This window comes from Luteolibacter luteus (assembly GCF_012913485.1).
GTDB classification, from domain to species: Bacteria; Verrucomicrobiota; Verrucomicrobiia; order Verrucomicrobiales; family Akkermansiaceae; genus Haloferula; species Haloferula lutea.
Genome location: NZ_CP051774.1, coordinates 1,251,720 through 1,268,918, shown reverse-complemented (window position 1 = coordinate 1,268,918; position 17,199 = coordinate 1,251,720). Strand labels below are relative to the sequence as shown.

Sequence of the window (17,199 nt, the reverse complement as noted above, 5' to 3'; positions counted from 1 at the left end):
TCAGATACCGTGGAGATCCGGACGATCCTCGGTCAGATGGGAAGGAACAGGAGTCTGGTATTCGTCACGGCGGCGGGCCGGGCCGGGCTGTGGGGCTGCGTGGCGGTCCACTTGGGCGCGGAGGATGGCGATCAAGTGGGTGGAGGCACCCTCCAGATCCGAGATCAGCTTTTGCACCTTACCGCGGAAGAAGGCGTAGAAAACCAGAGCGGGGAGCGCGATGCCGAGACCTGCCGCAGTGGCGATCAGAGCCTCGGAAACCCCGCCGGCAAACGCCATCTGGCGGGCACCTTGGAAGCCGCCGTCGGAGACCTGAATGAAGGACTTGATCATCCCGATCACGGTGCCCAGCAGGCCAACCATGGGGGCGATGGCGCCGATGTCCGCAAGGTAAGCCACACGGGTGGTCAGCAGGCTGGCTTGGCGGGAACCTTCGGCCTCAGCCACATCCCGGACCTCGGCGAAGGTCGCGCCGCTGTTCTTGGTCATGAATTCCAGCGCGCGCTGGGTGATTCTGGCCATCGATTCGTTCCGCCGGTGGCAGTAGCCGATCAGGCCTAGGAAGTCATTCCTCCGGATCAGGGCCTCGGCGTTATTCATGAAGCGGTCGCTCACCACGGCATTCCGGCGGAGGAGCAGGAAATAAAGCAGGATCAGCACGACCGTGATGACGGAAAGTACTGCCAAGGCGGGCATCATGACCCCACCCGCCTCGAAAAGGTGCATGAGGTCCACCTCCTGCTTCGCGGGTGCGGGCGTCTCCTGAGCCATCGCAAGGGCCGGCAGGAAGGCTGCCCCCAAGGGAAAAATCGTGCGCCACGTCATCGGAAAGTGCCGGGAGCTTAGCGGCCTACCCCGCCGAAGCAAGCCCGGGGGGCTCGGATGGGGAAATCGCCGGATCCCCCGGCTTTCTGCCTGTACCTCTCCGCTTGCGGTCGGGCTGCTCTGGATATCCATTCGGGGTGTGGCTGCGGCGGGATTGAAGGAAAAACTCAGGACGGTGCCTCATCAGCCCGGGGTGTACCTCATGAAGGACCGTCTCGGCTCGATTATTTACGTCGGCAAGGCGCGGGATCTACGGAAGCGCCTGTCCTCGTATTTCCTCGCCTCCCGGAAAACCCGGGCTGACCTGAAGACCCGGGCCTTGATCGACACGATTGTCGATTTCGAATTCCACTTGGTCAGGAACGAGGCGGAGGCCCTGCTACTGGAAGGCAAGCTCATCAAGGACTACCGGCCGCGCTACAATGTCGCTTTCCGGGACGACAAGCGCTTCCTGCTGGTAAAGATCCAGCCCTCCGAGCCTTGGCCGCGATTTGTCCTGACCCGGATGAAGAAGGACGACGGGGCTCGGTATTTCGGGCCCTTCGCCCATTCCGGAGCCCTGCGGGCTACGATTTCCTGGCTGAACCGGAAGTTCGGCCTGCGGGCCTGCCGCCCGCTGAACCCCGGCGAGAACGATTACCGGCACTGCAATGCGGACATCATCCGGAATTGCTCCGCCCCCTGCATTTTCCGAATCACCCGTGAGGACTACCTGAGGCGGATTGATGAGGCCTGCGCGGTGCTCGAAGGGAAGGGGCGCCGTGAAATCTTCAGCGATCTGGAGGCGGACATGGCGAAGGCGGCGGAGCGGCTCGATTTCGAAAAGGCGGCCTTGCTGCGCGACGTCCTGGATAATCTCAAGAAGACCCTGAATCCGACCCGGCAGTTCACCCGCGGGCGCGGCGTGCCGACCACGGTGAAACCGACCGAGGATCTCGCGGATCTGGGCGAGGCCTTGGGGCTGGAAGGTCCGCCCCGGGTGATGGAGTGCTTCGATATTTCGAACGTTTCATCGAACCACATCGTGGCATCGATGGTGCGCTTCACCGATGGCAAGCCGGACAACCAGAACTACCGGCGCTACCGCATCCGTACCGTGGAGGGACAGGATGACTTCGCCTCGATGGCGGAGGTCATCCGCCGGCGTTATTCCCGGATTCTAGGGGAGAACTCTCAGGCGAATCCGGATGATGAGTATTCGCAGGAAGATCCCCTGGAAAGGCAGCGAAGGCTGGCGAAGGAAGGCCGGGCGAAGATTGTGCTGCCCGATCTGGTGATTGTGGACGGCGGGAAGGGGCAGCTTTCGATGGCGGTGAGGGAACTGAGAAACCTCGGTCTCTTTGATCTGCCGGTGATCGGTCTGGCGAAACAGCGGGAAGAAGTGTTCTTTCCCGGCGAGAGTGATCCCTTGTTGATCCCGCATGACCGTGGCGCCCTGAAGCTCCTGCAGCGCATCCGCGATGAAGCACACCGGTTTGCAAACGGCTATAACGCGCTGCTCTATCGCCGCCGGATGAAGGAGAGCTTGCTGGATGATTGTCCCGCGGTATCGCCGAAGAAGAAGCAGGCGCTGCTTGCAAAATTCGGAAGCGTGGACCGGATCCGCAAAGCGAGCGCCAAGGAGATCGCGGCCTTGCCGGGGATTTCCGAGAAGTCCGCGGAGGCGATACTGGAGTGGCTGGGGTGAGAACGAAGCAGGGGCAGTCCCAAGAGGGGCGGGATGGAGTCGAACTCTTCGTCCCGGAGAAACGAAGAGCACGAGCTGCGGGGTCTCCCATCAGACCACCTCGTCCGCCGGTGTCGGCTCGGGCGTGGGGAGGTGCTTCGCTTCACGAATCCGCTTCAGCCGGATCTGCAGGTCGGCGAGGGCATTCATGAAGTAGATATACCCGTCGTAGGCGCTCCCATAAGGTGAGAAGTACTGATGCACATTCCCATCCGTCCCGCCCTTGGTCGACATCCAGTAAAAGTGGTCCGAGGTCTGCATTTTCGCCCACACATGGGTGAGGTCCGGATCCTTCGCCGCGAGAACTTCTTCTTCCAGTCGGTGGATCTTCGCGATGGCTTCCTGCTGCATCACATTGCCTGTCCACGCGCTGAGGTCGCGTTCGGCATCGGCCCATGAGGTCGGCCAGTGGCAATCATATTCCTTCGAGGCCCGGAAGAGATCCACGACTTCGCTGGGAGTGATCCACTTGATGTCCTGATCCAACACCGCTTCGGGCAGCTTCTCCCAGAAGTCGAAGATGCCTGTATCCTTCCACTGGTGTTCACCGATGGTCTCGTAATCGAGGAAGAGATTCACCACGTCCCCCGGTGCTTTCTTCATCCAGCCGGCGAATTTCTCCGGCGTGAGGGGCCACTCGCTCCAACTCTGGTCGGAAAAGCGGAAGCCGAGATCATCGGAGAGCCCGTCGTTGCGAAGGATGGTCTTCAGTTGGGAAACGTGCGGAGCTCGGTAGAGGTAATTCGGTGATTGGCCGTTGAGCACCCAGGGAACACCTTCAGCCAGGATCCCGTCGAAACCCATCGTCTCCGTCTGCGCGGCGATGGCGTTGTTGTAGATCAGCTCGGTGTTCCGGAAAACGCGGGGACGGACATGGAAGGTGTCTTCGAGGATATCGAGATGCCTCTCGACCTGCCGCTCGAATTCCTTCTTCGAGTGAAGGATCGCCAAGGAGTGATAGTAGGTCTCCGCCAGCAATTCGACATTTCCGGTGGCGACCAGGTCTTGGAAGGACTTCAGCACATCCGGCCGGTGGTAGGCCATCTGTTCGATCACCGTGCCGCTGATCGACAGCGCCATGCGGAAGCGCCCCTTGGTCTCCTTGATGGCCTTTTGAAAAAGAGCGTTCGCGGGCAGGTAGCACTTTTCCGCCACCTTCGAGAGCACCTCGCCATTCAGGCCGTCATCCTCATAGAAGGCGTGTTCACCGATGCGGAAGAAATCGTAGGGGATCAGCCGGTTCGGCTGGTGGACCTGGAAGTAGAGGCAGACGTCGGGCATGGGCTCGGCAGAGGGGAGAACACGATTCAGACCAATTTCGCAGGGTATTGAAAGAATCGATCTGTCGCGCTCCGGAAAAAGGATTCAGGGGCGTTACACGGTAGCAGGCTCGCGAACGAGGTCGCGATAGATGGCCACCACCTTTTCCGCGGCTGCATCCCATGTGGAGGCCTCGATGTCTTGCTCGGCCTGCTTGATGACGCGCTGGCACAGCTCTTCATCTTCCAGAAGGTCGATGATGTGCTTGGCCATCAGATCGACGTCCCAGAAGTCCGCCTTCAGTGCGCCCTTGAGAACCTCGGCCACGCCGGACTGCTTTGAAATCACGGCGGGGATGCCGAACTGCGCCGCTTCGAGTGCCGAGAGGCCGAATGGCTCCGAGACAGAAGGCATGCAGTAGATGTCGGTCATCGAGAGCAGCTCGTTGACCTTCTCTTTGTTCAGGAAGCCGGTGAAGTGGAAGTAGCCGCCCAGGCCACGGAAAGCTCCGCTTTCGATGAGTGGCTTCAGTCGCTCGCCGGTACCTGCCATCACGAAGCGGACATTCTTGTTCACCGCCAGGACCTTTGAGGCGATCTCAAGGAAGAACTCGGGGCCTTTCTGGGCAGTCAGGCGGCCGAGGAAGAGGACCAGCTTTTCGGGAAACTTCTTCTTGGTGGTGAAAACATGCACGGGCTCGGCGCCATTGTGCACGGGATGAAGCTTCGCGGGGTCGATGCCATAGTGGCCGGAGCATACCTGGCCGGTGTAGCGGCTCACGGGGATCACCGCATCCGCCTGCTCCATTCCATATTTCTCGATGTCGTAGATCCATCCGCGGGCATCCGCGCCAGCACGGTCGTACTGTGATGCGTGGACATGGAGAACCAGCGGCTTGCCGGTTGCTTTCTTGACCTCCACGCCTGCAAGGAAGGTCATCCAATCATGCGCGTGCACGACATCAAATTCAGTCTGCAGCGCCAGCTTCGCGGCGATCTTGGAAAACTCGATCACCTTGGTGCCGAGGTCACCGCCGTAGAGTTCACCCATCTTGAACTGTTCCAGCTGGTTCCGTGTGGTCTGGGAAAAGCGGATCTCCCCACCCGGTTCCATGCGGATGTTTTCAACTGTCGTTTCAGTCGTGTCGTAGGGGTCGAGCTGGATGGGGACCCGTTCGATCTGCGCAAAGCTTTCGTAGCGATACTTGCCCTCTACGGTCTGGAGGTCTTCCACCCTCAGGTTGTTCAATCCTGTCAGGCTGAAGCCGTCGAAGTGAGTTGAAGGATCGGCCCTGGGGACGATCACCCGGAGATCCACGTGCTTCGAGAGAGCTTGCGAAAGACCAAGGCAGGCAATCCCGAGTCCGCCATTGATCAAGGGGGGGAACTCCCAGCCTAGTTTAAGCACGCGAATGCGATTCATGATCTGAATAAGAGCCGTTCAGGGATTGATTTTCAGGCACTCCCGGGACCCTGTTTGTCCCTGAGCAATGGGCGGGCCAATGTCGAGGGAAATTACGTGGTTACACGGTGCCACCTTCGCCACGCAAGCATCGGAACGCTACGCGGGAATTGATAAAATCAAGGCGAATAGCCTCTTTCGAAAGTCGTGTCTGATTTTGACCCTCTGGCTCGAAGTACGAGTGCTTTCGTATTACAAGACCGGGTTTTCGACCGCATGCCGCCACTTGGGTTCCGTGGCCCGAGGCTGAGGCGGAGGGCCTTGCTCCGAAAGACGGGGTCGCGGTCCGGCTTGGCACGATGCTGGCTAAGGTGTTATGCTCGCCGCGCAGACCCCGATTCTCATTCCCACCCATGGCTTCCGAAGAGTTTTCCGGCAATTACATGGAGAAGCACCAGGCCGCTGCGGCGGTAGTGGACTTCTTCCCGGCCTCGATCCGGGAGTTGAGGCACTCGGCCGAGGGAGTCTTCGAGTTCCTCACCGACAACGGGGTGCTGATGCAGTTGCGCTTGGTAGCGGAGGGCATCGTGCGCTTCCGTTTTTCGCCGGAAGGGCGTTTCGAGGATGACTTCTCCTACGCCGTCGACCCGGCATTTCGGCCGGAGTTGCCGGATCACGAACTGATCGAGTTCGCGGACGGCTATGCGTTGAAGACGGGACATTTGTCCGTGCGGATCGCACGGCAGGGTTTGAAGGTCACCATTACCGACACGGTCAGCGGGAAGATACTCTGCCAGGACGACAAGGGTTACCATTGGGAGGACAACAAGCAGTTCGGCGGCGAGATCGTAAAGATGAGCAAGGTCTGCCAGAACGGGGAATACTTCTATGGTCTGGGTGACAAGTCCTGCGACCTGAACCTGCGCGGCCGCCGTTTCCAGCTTTGGGGTAGCGATACCTATGCCTACGGGCCGGAGACGGATCCCTTGTATAAGAACGTGCCCTTTTACCTGAGTCTCTGCCGGGGGCGCTCTTACGGGATCTTTTTCGATAATACCTTCCGCACCGGATTCGACTTCGGCAGCGAGAAACCAAATGTCACTACCTTCTCCGCCCAAGGCGGGGAGATGAACTACTACTTCATCCACGGGAATACGCCGCTGGATGTGGTGCGGCGCTACACGCAGCTTACCGGCCTGCCGGAAATGCCGCCGCTGTGGGCACTGGGCTATCATCAGTGCAAGTGGAGCTACTACCCGGAGGCTGCGGTGCGGAATATCGCACGCGGTTTCCGGGACCGGAAGATTCCCTGTGATGCCATCTACCTCGATATCGACTACATGGATGGCTACCGCTGCTTCACCTGGGATGCGGAGCGCTTTCCTTCACCGAAGAAGATGGTGCAGGAACTTGAGCAGGAGGGATTCAAAACCGTGGCAATCATCGACCCGGGCCTGAAGATCGATCCCTTGTATCCGGTCTGGGTGGAGGGGATCGAGAAGGGTTACTTCTGTCGTCGCCAGGACGGGAACCTGATGAAGGGTTCGGTATGGCCGGGTCTCTGCCACTTCCCGGATTTCACCCGGCCCGAGGTACGCCACTGGTGGGCGGACCAGTTCCACGCACTGATTGGCGAGACCGGCGTGCATGGGATCTGGAATGACATGAACGAGCCGGCGGTCTTTGAAGAGGGGACCTTTCCGCATGATGTCCGCCACGACTACGACGGGCACCCTTGTTCGCACCGCAAGGCGCATAACATCTATGGCATGCAGATGATCCGCGCGACCAAGGAGGGCCTGCGACGCTTCGGCAAGGGCAGGCGGCCTTTCTCGATCACGCGCTCCGCCTATGCCGGTACGCAGCGCTTCGCCTGCGGCTGGACCGGAGACAACGTGGCCTCCTGGGAGCATCTCAACATGGCGAACACGCAATGCCAGCGGCTCGCCACTTCCGGAATGTCCTTCATCGGTTCGGACATCGGCGGCTTTATCGAGACACCTTCGCCGGAGCTTTACCTCCGCTGGGTACAATTGGCGGTGTTCCATCCCTTCTTCCGCACGCATTCATCCGGGGACCACGGCGAGCAAGAGCCCTGGTCCTTCGGCGAGGACACGACGGATTGGGTGAAGCGGGCGATCGAGATGCGCTATCGTCTTCTCCCGACGATCTACACGGCTTTCCGCCAGTACGTGAAGGATGGCACGCCGATGTTGCGCTCGCTACCGCTCGTCGATCACCAGAACCCGGATGCTTACTGGCGCAGCGCGGAGTTCTATTTCGGCGATCATCTTTACGTGGTCCCCATCATGGCGGAGGGAGAGGAAGGCCGTTTCCTTTACCTGCCCCGCAGCGAGTGGTTCGCCTATCACGACGACTCACGCCCGAAGGCGGTTGCCACGGATATCTGGATCGAGTGCCCCATCGACCGGATCCCCGTTTTTGTCCGCGCCGGCGCGGTCATCCCGCATTGGCCGCTCCAGCAGTGGGTGGGGCAGATTCCCCATCCCGAGCCGGAACTGCGCGCTTGGTGGAAGGATGGGAGCGAGACCAGCGCTTGGTATGAAGATGAGGGCGATGGCGAGTTGTGGAAGGACGGCGTCTTCCGGGATTCCGTGATCCAACTCGAAGGCGGTGAAGGGAAAATCCGCCTGAGCCGCGAGTGGCAGGGAACTTGGTCGCCGGGTTATGACGCCGTGAATCTGACTTTCTGTGGGATTGGCAGCGCCGATCCGGAGCTGAACGTGGTGATCGATGGACAGGAGACCACCGCCACGCGTGGCGAAGATGGTCGCTACCGGGCCCGTGCTCCGAAGGACTTCCGTGATGTGGAAATCGAGTGGGCTCCCGTCGATATCGACGCGAAAGAGGGGAGAAAGGTAGAAGCCTAGAGCTGCCCCTCGTAAACCGGACTCAGCGGGATTTCCACGGGTCCTCGCCTCTGCGGAGTCTCTCGACCAGATCTGGCGGGAGATTCTTCAATTCGGTCCAGTAAACGATGCATCCCGGTCGGCCTGCTTTCCAGGACTCAAGGTAGGCCCTGCTTCCGGAGGTTCCGATGTAGCCGGTTGATCGGATGGTTGAGAGCTCTTGGATCTCGTCGGCCTTCTCCAGAAAACTCTCTCCTCCCAGATGACGGAGGCACCAGACTCGGTCAACGAGACATCCCAGTGTGACGATCGCAAAGAAGCCGCCCAAGATCTTGAGCGGCTTCACCAGTGGTTTCGGGATCTTCATTCCGCGGCGATGGAATGGCTCCGTGCACCCGTTAGATCATCCCCAGCTTCATCTTTCCTTCCTCGGAAATCATATCCTGATTCCAAGCGGGATCCCAGACGAGTTCGACCTTGGCGTCATCGATGCCTTCAATGGTCATGATCTTGGCTTGGGCATCGGCGGCGATCACCGGGCCCATGCCGCAGCCGGGGGCGGTGAGGGTCATCTTGATCGCGACCACCTTCTTGCCGTCTTGCTCCTCGATCCCGCAGTCGTAAACAAGACCCAGGTTCACGATGTCCACCGGGATTTCGGGGTCGTAGACGCTCTTGAGCTGGGCCCAGACCTGTTCTTCCAGCGGGGCGTCCTTCAGGCGGATGGCCTCGGCCTGTTTTTCCTTCTCCTTTTCGAGATCCACTCCCAAGGCGTCCGCATCCTTCGAGGAAATCCGGGCCAGACCCGCGGAGGTGGCCACCGTGTAGGTGCCGCCCAAGCGCTGGGTGATGAAGACCGGCGTGCCCATGGGCAGGGTGATGGTGTCCCCGCTGGGGATCTGGATGGCTTCCACTTCGCGGGCCAGGGCGATTTCCTCGTGCATGCGGGCAGTGTAGCGGCGGCCCCGGGCGGTGCAAGCGGCTTGCCGTGTCACCGGAAAGACGGCAGCTTTCCCCCATGAGCCGGAGACAACGGAGGCGGGCCGGAACGGGTGAAGCAAAAGGGATTTCCCGCTGGTGGGTGCGTGGCATCGTGGCGGCTCTGATTTTTGGCGTGGTGGCGATGGGGGGCGGCTACCTCTGGCTCCGCAGTTGGCTGCACGGGGAAAGCTTCCGGCACATGCTGGCCGCCTCGGCGGACAAGGAACTGCGCGTGAAGAGCGAGTTTGGTCCCTTCCAGTGGAGCGGGACCCGGATGGACACCACCGGCTTTCAGGCCAGTGGCGAGGGATTGGTAAGATCGATCGATGCCGAGGGTCTGCAGGTCGAAATCGGGCTCGGCGGCTGGTGGAAAGACGTCTGGCAGGTGGATGATGCCCGCGCCAAGCGCATCGAAATTGAAATCGACACCACGGCGGCGGAGCGGGTCAAAGACCTCCCGTCCACTGGAGAGGATACTGCTCGGCCCAAGGCGAAAAAATGGTATGACTCCTTGGTCCCTCACGAGGTGGAACTCCGCCAGGTGGAGTTCGACCGGTCCTCCCTGAGTGTCCTGACGAAGAGCGGGACCATCGGTATTCTGGGAACCTTCTGGCGCTTGACCCCGGACGGCGCGAAGGGAAGCTATCGGGCCGAGGGGTCGGACGGAGTGGTGCAAATGCCGTGGAAATGGGCTCCTCCGATGCAACTCGGGCGGGCTCGCCTGAGGTATCAGGAAGATACGGTATTCCTGACGGATGCGGATTTCCAAGTTTATGAAAGCGGTCGGCTGGATCTCTCGGGGGAGATGTCGGCGAAAGGGAAAGGATATGCCTTCAATGGATACCTCCGCGATGTGAGCTGTGCCGAGATTCTGCCGGAGGACTGGAAGCAGCGCCTCGCCGGAAACGTGGATGCGGAATTCAGCGTCGATAAACGAAACGATAAACCGGCGGTAAGTGGCCATCTTAACCTGACGGACGGGATGCTGACCGCGCTGCCGCTTCTGGATGCCCTCTCCGCCTACGCGGATACCAGCCGGTTCCGGCGCTTGACCCTGCAGGATGCGAAGGCGGACTTCGAATGGGAGGATGGGGCGCTCACCCTCCGTAATCTCGTCCTCGCGAGCGAGGGGCTGGTGCGGCTGGAGGGTGCCCTGCGCGTGGACAAGCAGGAGCGGCTGGATGGCCGATTCCGTCTCGGTCTGGTCCCCGGCGTTCTCGCGAAGATCCCGGGTGCGGAGACTTCGGTTTTCAGCCCGGGTGAGAGAGGCCTCCTTTGGACCGATCTGCACATCACCGGCACCGTGGACAAGCCAGAGGAGGACCTTACCGCCCGCCTGATCGAGGCGGCCGGCATGCGTATGATCGAGATCCTTCCGGAGACGGGCGAAAAGGTGCTGAAGTTCACCCAGCAGGTCGTTGGCGAGGATCTCCAGGCCCATCTCAAAAACGCGCCCGGGCTGATCAAGGAGGGCACCGATCTGATCGACAAAGGACGCGACACCCTGAAGGAGGCGGAAGGAGTCGTGCGGGAAGTCGGAGGGCTCTTCGATGCCTTGCGCGGCAAGGACGAGGAGAAGAAGGAGTAGCTTCCCAACGAAAAATCGCCCGCCCCGGATCGGGACAGGCGACTCTGTGGAAGCAGCTTGGGCTAGGCCCGGAACCCTTTATCGGATGGTGATCGTCTTGCCGCGGTTCGTTTCCCAAGCGGATTGCAGGCTCTTGTAGAGGGCTTTCAGGTCGTTCAGGTTCAGGACGCGGTATTCCACCATGCCGGCATGGCTAGTGGTCGGGTAGTTCTTCTGGGCCAGATTATGAACGTTGGTCCCGACACGTTCGCCGGCTTGGTCGATGAGTTGGCGTCCCCGCTCGGCGATCCGCGTGGCGGTGTTGGATCCGGCGGCTTCGGTCACGGAGGCGACATGATAGAAACGGGCAAGCGAGCGGCCGCCTGTGTCTACGACCATTTCATTTACCAGCAATTGGCCATCGAGGACATACTCATGCATGCTGATCGAGGAGATGTGGTCGAGGGCGGCCATGTAGTTTCCGGAAGGCAGGGTAGCCTGCCAGAAACGCTTGGCGCTTTCCGTCTCCTCGGCGTTCGACTCCTCCTCTTCCTCGTCGTCGTCCTTTTTGTTGTCTTGGTTCTGATTCTGGTTTTGCCCGTTGTTATTGTTGCCTTGGGCGTGAACGTCGGTGGGAAGGGAGAGCACCATGCCGGTGAGGAGCAGGAGCAGAGCGGTCTTTTTCATCGTGGCGGGCAGTGTGAGCACGGCTCATGCATTTGGCGAGAATCCGCGCGATATTTCGGGTAAGTTAAGGATTGAGCATACGCGCCGATTCGCGCTAAAATTCGGGCGTGGTTCGTTTCCGGCCGAATGTCGCTGCCGTCATGGTCAAGCCGCAGGGGCAATTGCTCATCTGCGAGCGCTGGACCATTCCCGGTGCATGGCAATTTCCCCAAGGCGGAGTGGATGACGGGGAGAGTCTGGAACAGGCTCTTTTCCGGGAGGTGAGGGAAGAAGTGGGCCTGCTCCCGCAGCACTATGAGGTGTTGGGGTGTCGGGCGGGGTACCGCTATCTCTATCCGGAAGATGTGCGGGTGAAGAAGATGCGCAAGCACGGCTGCCATGGCCAGGAGCAGACCTACTACCATTGCCTGCTGAAGGATGACGCGCCGGAGGTAAACGTGAACCAGCGGCCGCGCGAATTCGGTGCCTATCGCTGGATTATGCCGGAAGAGTTCGACCTTGAGTGGCTCCCTGAATTCAAGCGCGATGTCTATCGGCAGGTCATGATGGATTTTTTTAGTGTCCGATTATGACCCTGCAAGATTTGCAGGTTTGCGACATTGGCTTGCCCGTATGTCCGATTTCGGGTGTCGTGCGCTCCAAGAAAAACTATTGCTGATGGAGATTCTCCCCGACCAGTCGCAAAGCGTCATCAAGTGCCGGAACAGCCAGGGAATGGAGGTTCAGGCAAACCTGCTCCGGTTGACCCGATACTCCGTCGTTTTCGAGGTCTACAATCCTTATAGCATCCTCCAGCTTTCCGAGGTGCTCTCGGATTTCCGGATCCTCGCAAACAAGCGCCTGATCTACCGCGGCAAAGCGGTGGTGAGCAATCTGCTCAACACGGGCTTGGTCTTGGTCTGCGAGGCGAGCCTGGAAGACGGCTGGCAGGAGGTGGACTTTCTTTCGGGCGTCACCGGCGAGGCGGATCTGGGAAGCCAGTTCGCCGGGTTCATGTCGGACTGGAAGGCGGCTAACAAGGTTCAGGACGCCTTCAAGATTTCCGTGGCGGACATGTCCAGCACCCTTACCGGCGTGCAGCACTGGATGGGCGGCATCGATGTGGGCATCCGCTCGACGGCTACCCGCCGTCGGGACGACCTGGAGCGTGAGATCTTTTCTAACATCCAGAAGAAGGTCATCGAGGAAGTGATCCCGGCGATGGAGAGCTTCGAGGATGTGGCCGGCGAGATTTCGGAGGAGGAAATGCCCTCTCACAAATCCTATATCCGGCGGGAGTTGCATCCCATCGTCCTCTGTTCGCCGTTCCTTTACCGCACCTACACGAAGCCGCTGGGATATGCCGGTGACTACGAAATGGTAAACATGATGTTGAGAGATCCGTACGAAGGTGCATCCTCGTTCGCGAAGCTTCTCAACTATGCAATGCTCAACACCGAGCCCGTGGTGGCTCACCGGAACCGTATCGACTATCTGGTGGACATGCTCGACCGCGAGTCGAGCCGCCGCTTCGGTCGCGGCCGGGCGCGGGCTTTCAACCTCGGTTGCGGCCCCGCAGAGGAAGTACTCCGTTTCCTGAAGGATCACGACTCCAGCGACCTGATGGAATTCGACCTTCTGGACTTCAATCCGGAGACCTTGGAATACACCCGCGAGCGTTTGGACAAGGCACGCATGGGCATGGCCCGGAATACCCAGATGAGATTCATCCCGCGGTCCGTCCACCAGATCCTGAAGGCGGCGGTGCAGCCGGGTGGCGATCCGGAACTGGGTAACTACGACGTCGTCTATTGCGCGGGTCTTTTCGACTATCTCTCGCAGCGGGTGGGCAAGCGGCTGGTGGAATTCTTCTGCTCGATCGCCAAGCCGGGCGGATTGGTGGTGGTGACGAACGTGGCCGATAGCAATCCGCGCAAGGCCTGGATGGAGTATCTGATGGAGTGGAACCTGATTTACCGCGGCAAGGAGGAGATGTTGGATCTCGTGCCCGTCGGCGCGCCCGTGAAGCGGGTGGACGTCAAGGCGGACTCCACCGGGGTGAACCTCTTCCTGGAAATCGAAATGGCCAATGGCTGAAGCCGCGTCAGTTTCCTTTCCCGCGGCTGATGAGGCCGAACTGAAGCACGCGTTCGAACGATACGAGCACGGCGTTTCGGTGGATAACGCCCGCCGCGCGGCGGCCTTGGCGGCATTGTTCATGCTCGCCGGGACGACTCTGGACTGGATGGTGTTCCCGGAGAAGGCGTGGCACTTCCTTTTCATCCGGGCGATCACGACCTTCCTGCTCTGCGGGATCTTCTGGGCGCTGGCATACCTGAGCCGCGAAAAATCGCGAAACTGGATTGCCCAGGGCATCCCCCTGCTTCCGACCCTCGGGATCTGTTGGATGATCATGGAGACCGGTGGCGGGAACTCCGTCTACTACGCCGGCCTGAATCTTGTTTTCCTCGGCTTGTCCCTCCTGCTCCGCTGGTCCTTCTGGAACTCGGTGGGGATGATCATCCTGTGCATCGGCACCTATTTTGCCAGCGTGGCGCTTGCGCCCGGGCACGCCGAGCACCGCCTGTTTTTTAACAACGCCTACTTCCTCTTCGTCACCAGCGTCTTCGTGTTGGCAGGCAGCTATTTCTACGAGCGCCTGCGTTTCCGCGAGTTCGCCCTGCGCAAGGAGGTGGAAGACGCACGCGAGCAGCTTGAGGTCCAGAACCGGCAGCTGAGCGAGCTGGATGAGGCCAAGACCCGCTTCTTCGCAAACATCAGCCACGAGTTGCGCACGCCGCTCACCGTGATGATCGGCCTGACCGAGCGCCTCGCCGACAAGTTCAGGGCAAGCCCGCAGAAGGATGTCCGCGACATGCTGGCCATGACCGAGCACAACGGCTTGCGCCTGCTGAAGCTGATCGATGACTTGCTCGATCTCGTGCGTTTCGACACCGGGCACGCCGATCTCAAGCTCCAGCCGACCAATCTGAAGGATATGTTGGACGGCCTGATGCACTCGATGCGGCATCTGGCTGATCAGGATGGCGTCGCTCTCGACTGGAAGCTCACTGGTGTGGACGGCCCGCTAATGCTCGATCGGGACAAGATCGAGAAGATGCTGCTGAACCTCACGATCAACGCGATCAAGTTCACGCCTTCCGGCGGCCGCATCGATGTCGATGGTGTCCTCACAGGAGACATGCTGGCGCTTTCGGTTTCCGATACGGGGGTGGGTATCTCCACCGATGTTCTTCCCCGGATTTTCGAACGCTTCTGGCAGGTGGATTCCTCCTCGACCCGCAAGTTCCAGGGCGCAGGCATCGGTCTCGCTCTGGTGCGGAGCCTCGTGGATACCATGGGCGGCACCATCAATGCGGAGAGCGTGGTGGGCGTGGGCACCAAATTCAAAGTAGAGTTCCCCGTGGAGAGGGCCGGAGTGGCCTTGCTGGCCCCCGTCGCGGAGGAAGAGGAAGTCGAGGCTTCCGGAAAACATATCGAGGAACTGCACCGCCGGGCAGCGCTTTCCGTCGCACGTCCTGCCGACTATGCGGAGACGACCGTGGTGGCCCGGGGCGTCGGGCGTCCGGGTTCCGGCAGCCGACCGCTGGTGCTGGTGGCGGATGACGAGCCGGACATGCGCCGTTACCTCGTGATGCAGCTCGAGGATGTCGAGGTGATTGAAGCTCGCGATGGGGCCGAAGCCTTGGCTCTCGCAAAGCAGCACCTGCCGGTGCTGGCATTGATCGATCACATGATGCCGGAAATGGATGGCGTGGAGGTCTGCCGAGCGATCCGCAGCCATCACTCTACCCGTGAGATGCCCGTCATCATGCTTACTGCCCGGGCGGACGAGCAGACCAAGCTCCATGCCCTTGAGGCGGGTGCCAGCGATTTCCTGACGAAACCTTTCTCCGGCACGGAGTTGGTCTTGCGCTTGCGTAACCAGCTTGTCATGGCAGCCATCCGCCGCGAGTTGGCCGATCTCAATCGCGAGCTGGGTGCCGCAATGGAAAAGCTCAAGGAGAACGAGGTGCTGCTAGTCCGCAACGAGAAGCTGTCCGGCCTCGGCCAGATGAGCGCGGGCATTATCCACGAGATCAACAATCCCCTCAACTACGCCCGCGCCGGCCTGCATGCCTTGCGCTCATTCCGCCGCTCCTTGCCGGCAGACGATCACGAGGACTACGACGAGATCGTCGGCGACATCAGCGAGGGCGTCGAACGCGTCGCCCAGATCGTGGCGGATCTCCGCCAGTTCACCCGCGATGACAACCGTGTCGGTGGCGAGGCGGACCTCGCCGACGTGGTCGAGCGCTCGCGCAGGCTTGTGAGCCACCAGCTCGGCGACAAGGTCGCCTTCAATCTGAAGGGTCCCGAAAAGGCCCTGATCACCGGCAATGGCAACCAGCTGGTGCAGGTCTTCGTAAACCTTTTCCAGAATGCGATCGATGCGATCCAACAGAGGATTGCCGAGAAGGAAGGGGATCCCGGCCGCATCGACGTGGGACTTCGTCCGGCTGCCGGCGGCTGGGAAGTCACCATCTGGGACAATGGCGCGGGCATCCCCAAGGAAATCCTCGGCAAGATTTACGATCCTTTCTTCACCTCGAAAGACGTTGGCAAGGGAATGGGGCTCGGCTTGAGCATCACCCACCAGATCCTCGGACGCCACCGCGCCCACATCGAAGTGGACACCCGCCCCGGCGAGTTCACTTGCTTCACCATCTTCTTTCCTCCTCCCGACCCTGACGCCGACTGGGAGCAAGAGGAGGAATCCATCGACTCCGACCCCAGCGACTCCCTACCATGAGCGACCTTAACTACGACTACCAGCGCTATGCCGTGCTCTTCGTGGACGACGAAGAGAAGACGCGAAAGTACTTCCGCCGGCTCTATGGCGAGACCTTCCGTATTCTTGAGGCTTCGGATGGTGTAGAAGCGCTTTCCATCTTCCGGGCTCATGCGGCGGAGATCGGTATCATCGTGACCGACCAGCGCATGCCGAATGAGACCGGCGTGGGCTTCCTCTCGAAGATCGCCGACCAGTATCCGGACGTCGTGAAGATCCTTTCCACCGCCTATTCGGATCTGGATGCCGCCATCGGTTCGGTGAACAAGGGAGGGATTTACCGTTACATCACGAAGCCTTGGGAAGTCAGCGAGCTCGAGGTCACGCTACGCCGGGCGATGGAGTTCTTCATCGTGAAGCGGGATCTGAGTCACCTGATGGGAGCGAAGCTTCAGGCGCTGGGAAATGTGATCTATTCCGCGAGACTTGGCGCCTTTGCGCTCGTGCCGGTGGTCTCCGGCCTGCCCGGGAAACACGCGGCGGAAGCGGTCGCTTCCTTCGTCCGGCTTGGTGCCTTCGGTGCTGCGGCCGGCGGTCGGACCGGTGCCATCGAAGCTGGTGTCGACTCCTGGCGGAAGGTGCATGAGAACCAGAAGCAGCTGGCGTCCCAATTGGAGATCTTGCTCAAGGCTGGCTTCACCGGAGCCACGCTGGAAGACCGGGTCGCGGCCTTCGTGAGCGCGCTGCCGGCCGAATCTCTCGAAAGCAGCAGGGATGGGGACAGCAGCATCCTCAAGTCGTCGAATGATCCCTTCCCGCGGCTTCTCGCCGGTCTGCTCGGCGTGAGCGACCGCGGTGGCGAGGAGGCGATCCCGGTGCTGGCCGCATTGATGGGCATCTATGACCTCGGGGCTTCCGTCACCCGCTTGCGCTCGGAAACCCTGACCATCCAGGTGAAGCCCGGCGGCGCAGCGGCGGAGATGTCATCGGGATCGGATGTTTCCCGGTGGCTTTTCGACGACGATCTGTTGATTTCGTCAGCTTTGGGACTTCTCTGACCTTCGTTTTCTTCTAGTGTCCGCCGTCTTCCATGCGGAGGACGCAATCTACC

At 60.5% G+C, this 17,199-nt stretch carries 13 protein-coding genes; 7 read left to right on the top strand and 6 right to left on the bottom strand.

All coding sequences use genetic code 11. The features are described 5' to 3' along the window. A complete protein-coding gene (locus tag HHL09_RS05180; RefSeq protein ID WP_169453412.1) occupies positions 1-825 on the bottom strand; it encodes a MotA/TolQ/ExbB proton channel family protein in 825 nt (274 codons plus the stop codon). A 139-nt stretch (positions 826-964) separates the two neighbouring features. On the opposite strand from HHL09_RS05180, the gene HHL09_RS05175 reads away from it, so the two are divergent. After that, entirely contained in the window at positions 965-2,512 is a 1,548-nt protein-coding gene (locus HHL09_RS05175) for an excinuclease ABC subunit UvrC (protein ID WP_277349160.1), read from the top strand. A gap of 90 nt (positions 2,513-2,602) precedes the next feature. Here HHL09_RS05175 and HHL09_RS05170 read toward each other — a convergent pair whose 3' ends face one another. Further along, positions 2,603-3,832, bottom strand: coding sequence for a glycoside hydrolase family 57 protein (locus tag HHL09_RS05170; RefSeq protein WP_169453410.1), 1,230 nt, complete (start codon positions 3,830-3,832; stop codon positions 2,603-2,605). Positions 3,833-3,925: 93 nt separating this feature from the next. Then, a complete protein-coding gene (locus HHL09_RS05165) occupies positions 3,926-5,233 on the bottom strand; it encodes a glycosyltransferase (RefSeq protein ID WP_169453409.1) in 1,308 nt (435 codons plus the stop codon). Between the two features lie 392 nt (positions 5,234-5,625). Here HHL09_RS05165 and HHL09_RS05160 point away from each other — a divergent pair, with 392 nt between their 5' ends. Continuing rightward, positions 5,626-8,103 carry a glycoside hydrolase family 31 protein gene (locus tag HHL09_RS05160; protein ID WP_169453408.1) on the top strand — a complete coding sequence of 826 codons (2,478 nt, stop codon included), beginning with the start codon at positions 5,626-5,628 and terminating at the stop codon, positions 8,101-8,103. A gap of 22 nt (positions 8,104-8,125) precedes the next feature. Here HHL09_RS05160 and HHL09_RS05155 read toward each other — a convergent pair whose 3' ends face one another. After that, positions 8,126-8,449 carry a hypothetical protein gene (locus HHL09_RS05155; RefSeq protein WP_169453407.1) on the bottom strand — a complete coding sequence of 108 codons (324 nt, stop codon included), beginning with the start codon at positions 8,447-8,449 and terminating at the stop codon, positions 8,126-8,128. 31 nt (positions 8,450-8,480) lie between these two features. Beyond that, a complete protein-coding gene (gene sufT, locus HHL09_RS05150; protein ID WP_169457682.1) occupies positions 8,481-9,026 on the bottom strand; it encodes a putative Fe-S cluster assembly protein SufT in 546 nt (181 codons plus the stop codon). A gap of 74 nt (positions 9,027-9,100) precedes the next feature. Here sufT and HHL09_RS05145 point away from each other — a divergent pair, with 74 nt between their 5' ends. Further along, the gene (locus HHL09_RS05145) at positions 9,101-10,651 is read left to right on the top strand and encodes a translocation/assembly module TamB domain-containing protein (protein ID WP_169453406.1); all 1,551 of its coding nucleotides are present in this window, start codon (positions 9,101-9,103) and stop codon (positions 10,649-10,651) included. A 78-nt stretch (positions 10,652-10,729) separates the two neighbouring features. Here the strand turns inward: HHL09_RS05145 and HHL09_RS05140 are convergent, their stop codons facing one another. Further along, complete coding sequence (locus tag HHL09_RS05140; RefSeq protein ID WP_169453405.1) at positions 10,730-11,317, bottom strand: hypothetical protein; 588 nt, start codon at positions 11,315-11,317, stop codon at positions 10,730-10,732. Positions 11,318-11,424: 107 nt separating this feature from the next. On the opposite strand from HHL09_RS05140, the gene HHL09_RS05135 reads away from it, so the two are divergent. From HHL09_RS05135 to HHL09_RS05120, 4 genes are all read left to right on the top strand, one after another. Next, on the top strand, positions 11,425-11,889 hold the full coding sequence (locus HHL09_RS05135) for an NUDIX domain-containing protein (RefSeq protein ID WP_169453404.1): 465 nt from the start codon (positions 11,425-11,427) through the stop codon (positions 11,887-11,889). A gap of 85 nt (positions 11,890-11,974) precedes the next feature. Continuing rightward, entirely contained in the window at positions 11,975-13,393 is a 1,419-nt protein-coding gene (locus HHL09_RS05130; protein WP_169453403.1) for a class I SAM-dependent methyltransferase, read from the top strand. Beyond that, positions 13,386-16,109 (top strand): ATP-binding protein, encoded by a 2,724-nt coding sequence (locus tag HHL09_RS05125; protein WP_169453402.1) that lies wholly within the window; start codon positions 13,386-13,388, stop codon positions 16,107-16,109. Before HHL09_RS05130 ends, HHL09_RS05125 begins: the two co-directional genes overlap by 8 nt. Further along, positions 16,106-17,146 carry a response regulator gene (locus HHL09_RS05120; RefSeq protein WP_169453401.1) on the top strand — a complete coding sequence of 347 codons (1,041 nt, stop codon included), beginning with the start codon at positions 16,106-16,108 and terminating at the stop codon, positions 17,144-17,146. The genes HHL09_RS05125 and HHL09_RS05120 overlap by 4 nt, the downstream gene beginning before the upstream one ends. The last annotated feature ends 53 nt before the right edge of the window (positions 17,147-17,199 follow it).

What these genes read in the sequence shown, in the direction of transcription:
- HHL09_RS05180 (WP_169453412.1), bottom strand. Translation starts at nt 825, where the DNA reads ATGACGTGGCGCACGATTTTTCCCTTGGGGGCAGCCTTCCTGCCGGCC.
- HHL09_RS05170 (WP_169453410.1), bottom strand. Translation starts at nt 3,832, where the DNA reads ATGCCCGACGTCTGCCTCTACTTCCAGGTCCACCAGCCGAACCGGCTG.
- HHL09_RS05165 (WP_169453409.1), bottom strand. Translation starts at nt 5,233, where the DNA reads ATGAATCGCATTCGCGTGCTTAAACTAGGCTGGGAGTTCCCCCCCTTG.
- HHL09_RS05160 (WP_169453408.1), top strand. Translation starts at nt 5,626, where the DNA reads ATGGCTTCCGAAGAGTTTTCCGGCAATTACATGGAGAAGCACCAGGCC.
- HHL09_RS05155 (WP_169453407.1), bottom strand. Translation starts at nt 8,449, where the DNA reads ATGAAGATCCCGAAACCACTGGTGAAGCCGCTCAAGATCTTGGGCGGC.
- sufT (WP_169457682.1), bottom strand. Translation starts at nt 9,026, where the DNA reads ATGCACGAGGAAATCGCCCTGGCCCGCGAAGTGGAAGCCATCCAGATC.
- HHL09_RS05145 (WP_169453406.1), top strand. Translation starts at nt 9,101, where the DNA reads ATGAGCCGGAGACAACGGAGGCGGGCCGGAACGGGTGAAGCAAAAGGG.
- HHL09_RS05140 (WP_169453405.1), bottom strand. Translation starts at nt 11,317, where the DNA reads ATGAAAAAGACCGCTCTGCTCCTGCTCCTCACCGGCATGGTGCTCTCC.
- HHL09_RS05130 (WP_169453403.1), top strand. Translation starts at nt 11,975, where the DNA reads ATGGAGATTCTCCCCGACCAGTCGCAAAGCGTCATCAAGTGCCGGAAC.
- HHL09_RS05125 (WP_169453402.1), top strand. Translation starts at nt 13,386, where the DNA reads ATGGCTGAAGCCGCGTCAGTTTCCTTTCCCGCGGCTGATGAGGCCGAA.
- HHL09_RS05120 (WP_169453401.1), top strand. Translation starts at nt 16,106, where the DNA reads ATGAGCGACCTTAACTACGACTACCAGCGCTATGCCGTGCTCTTCGTG.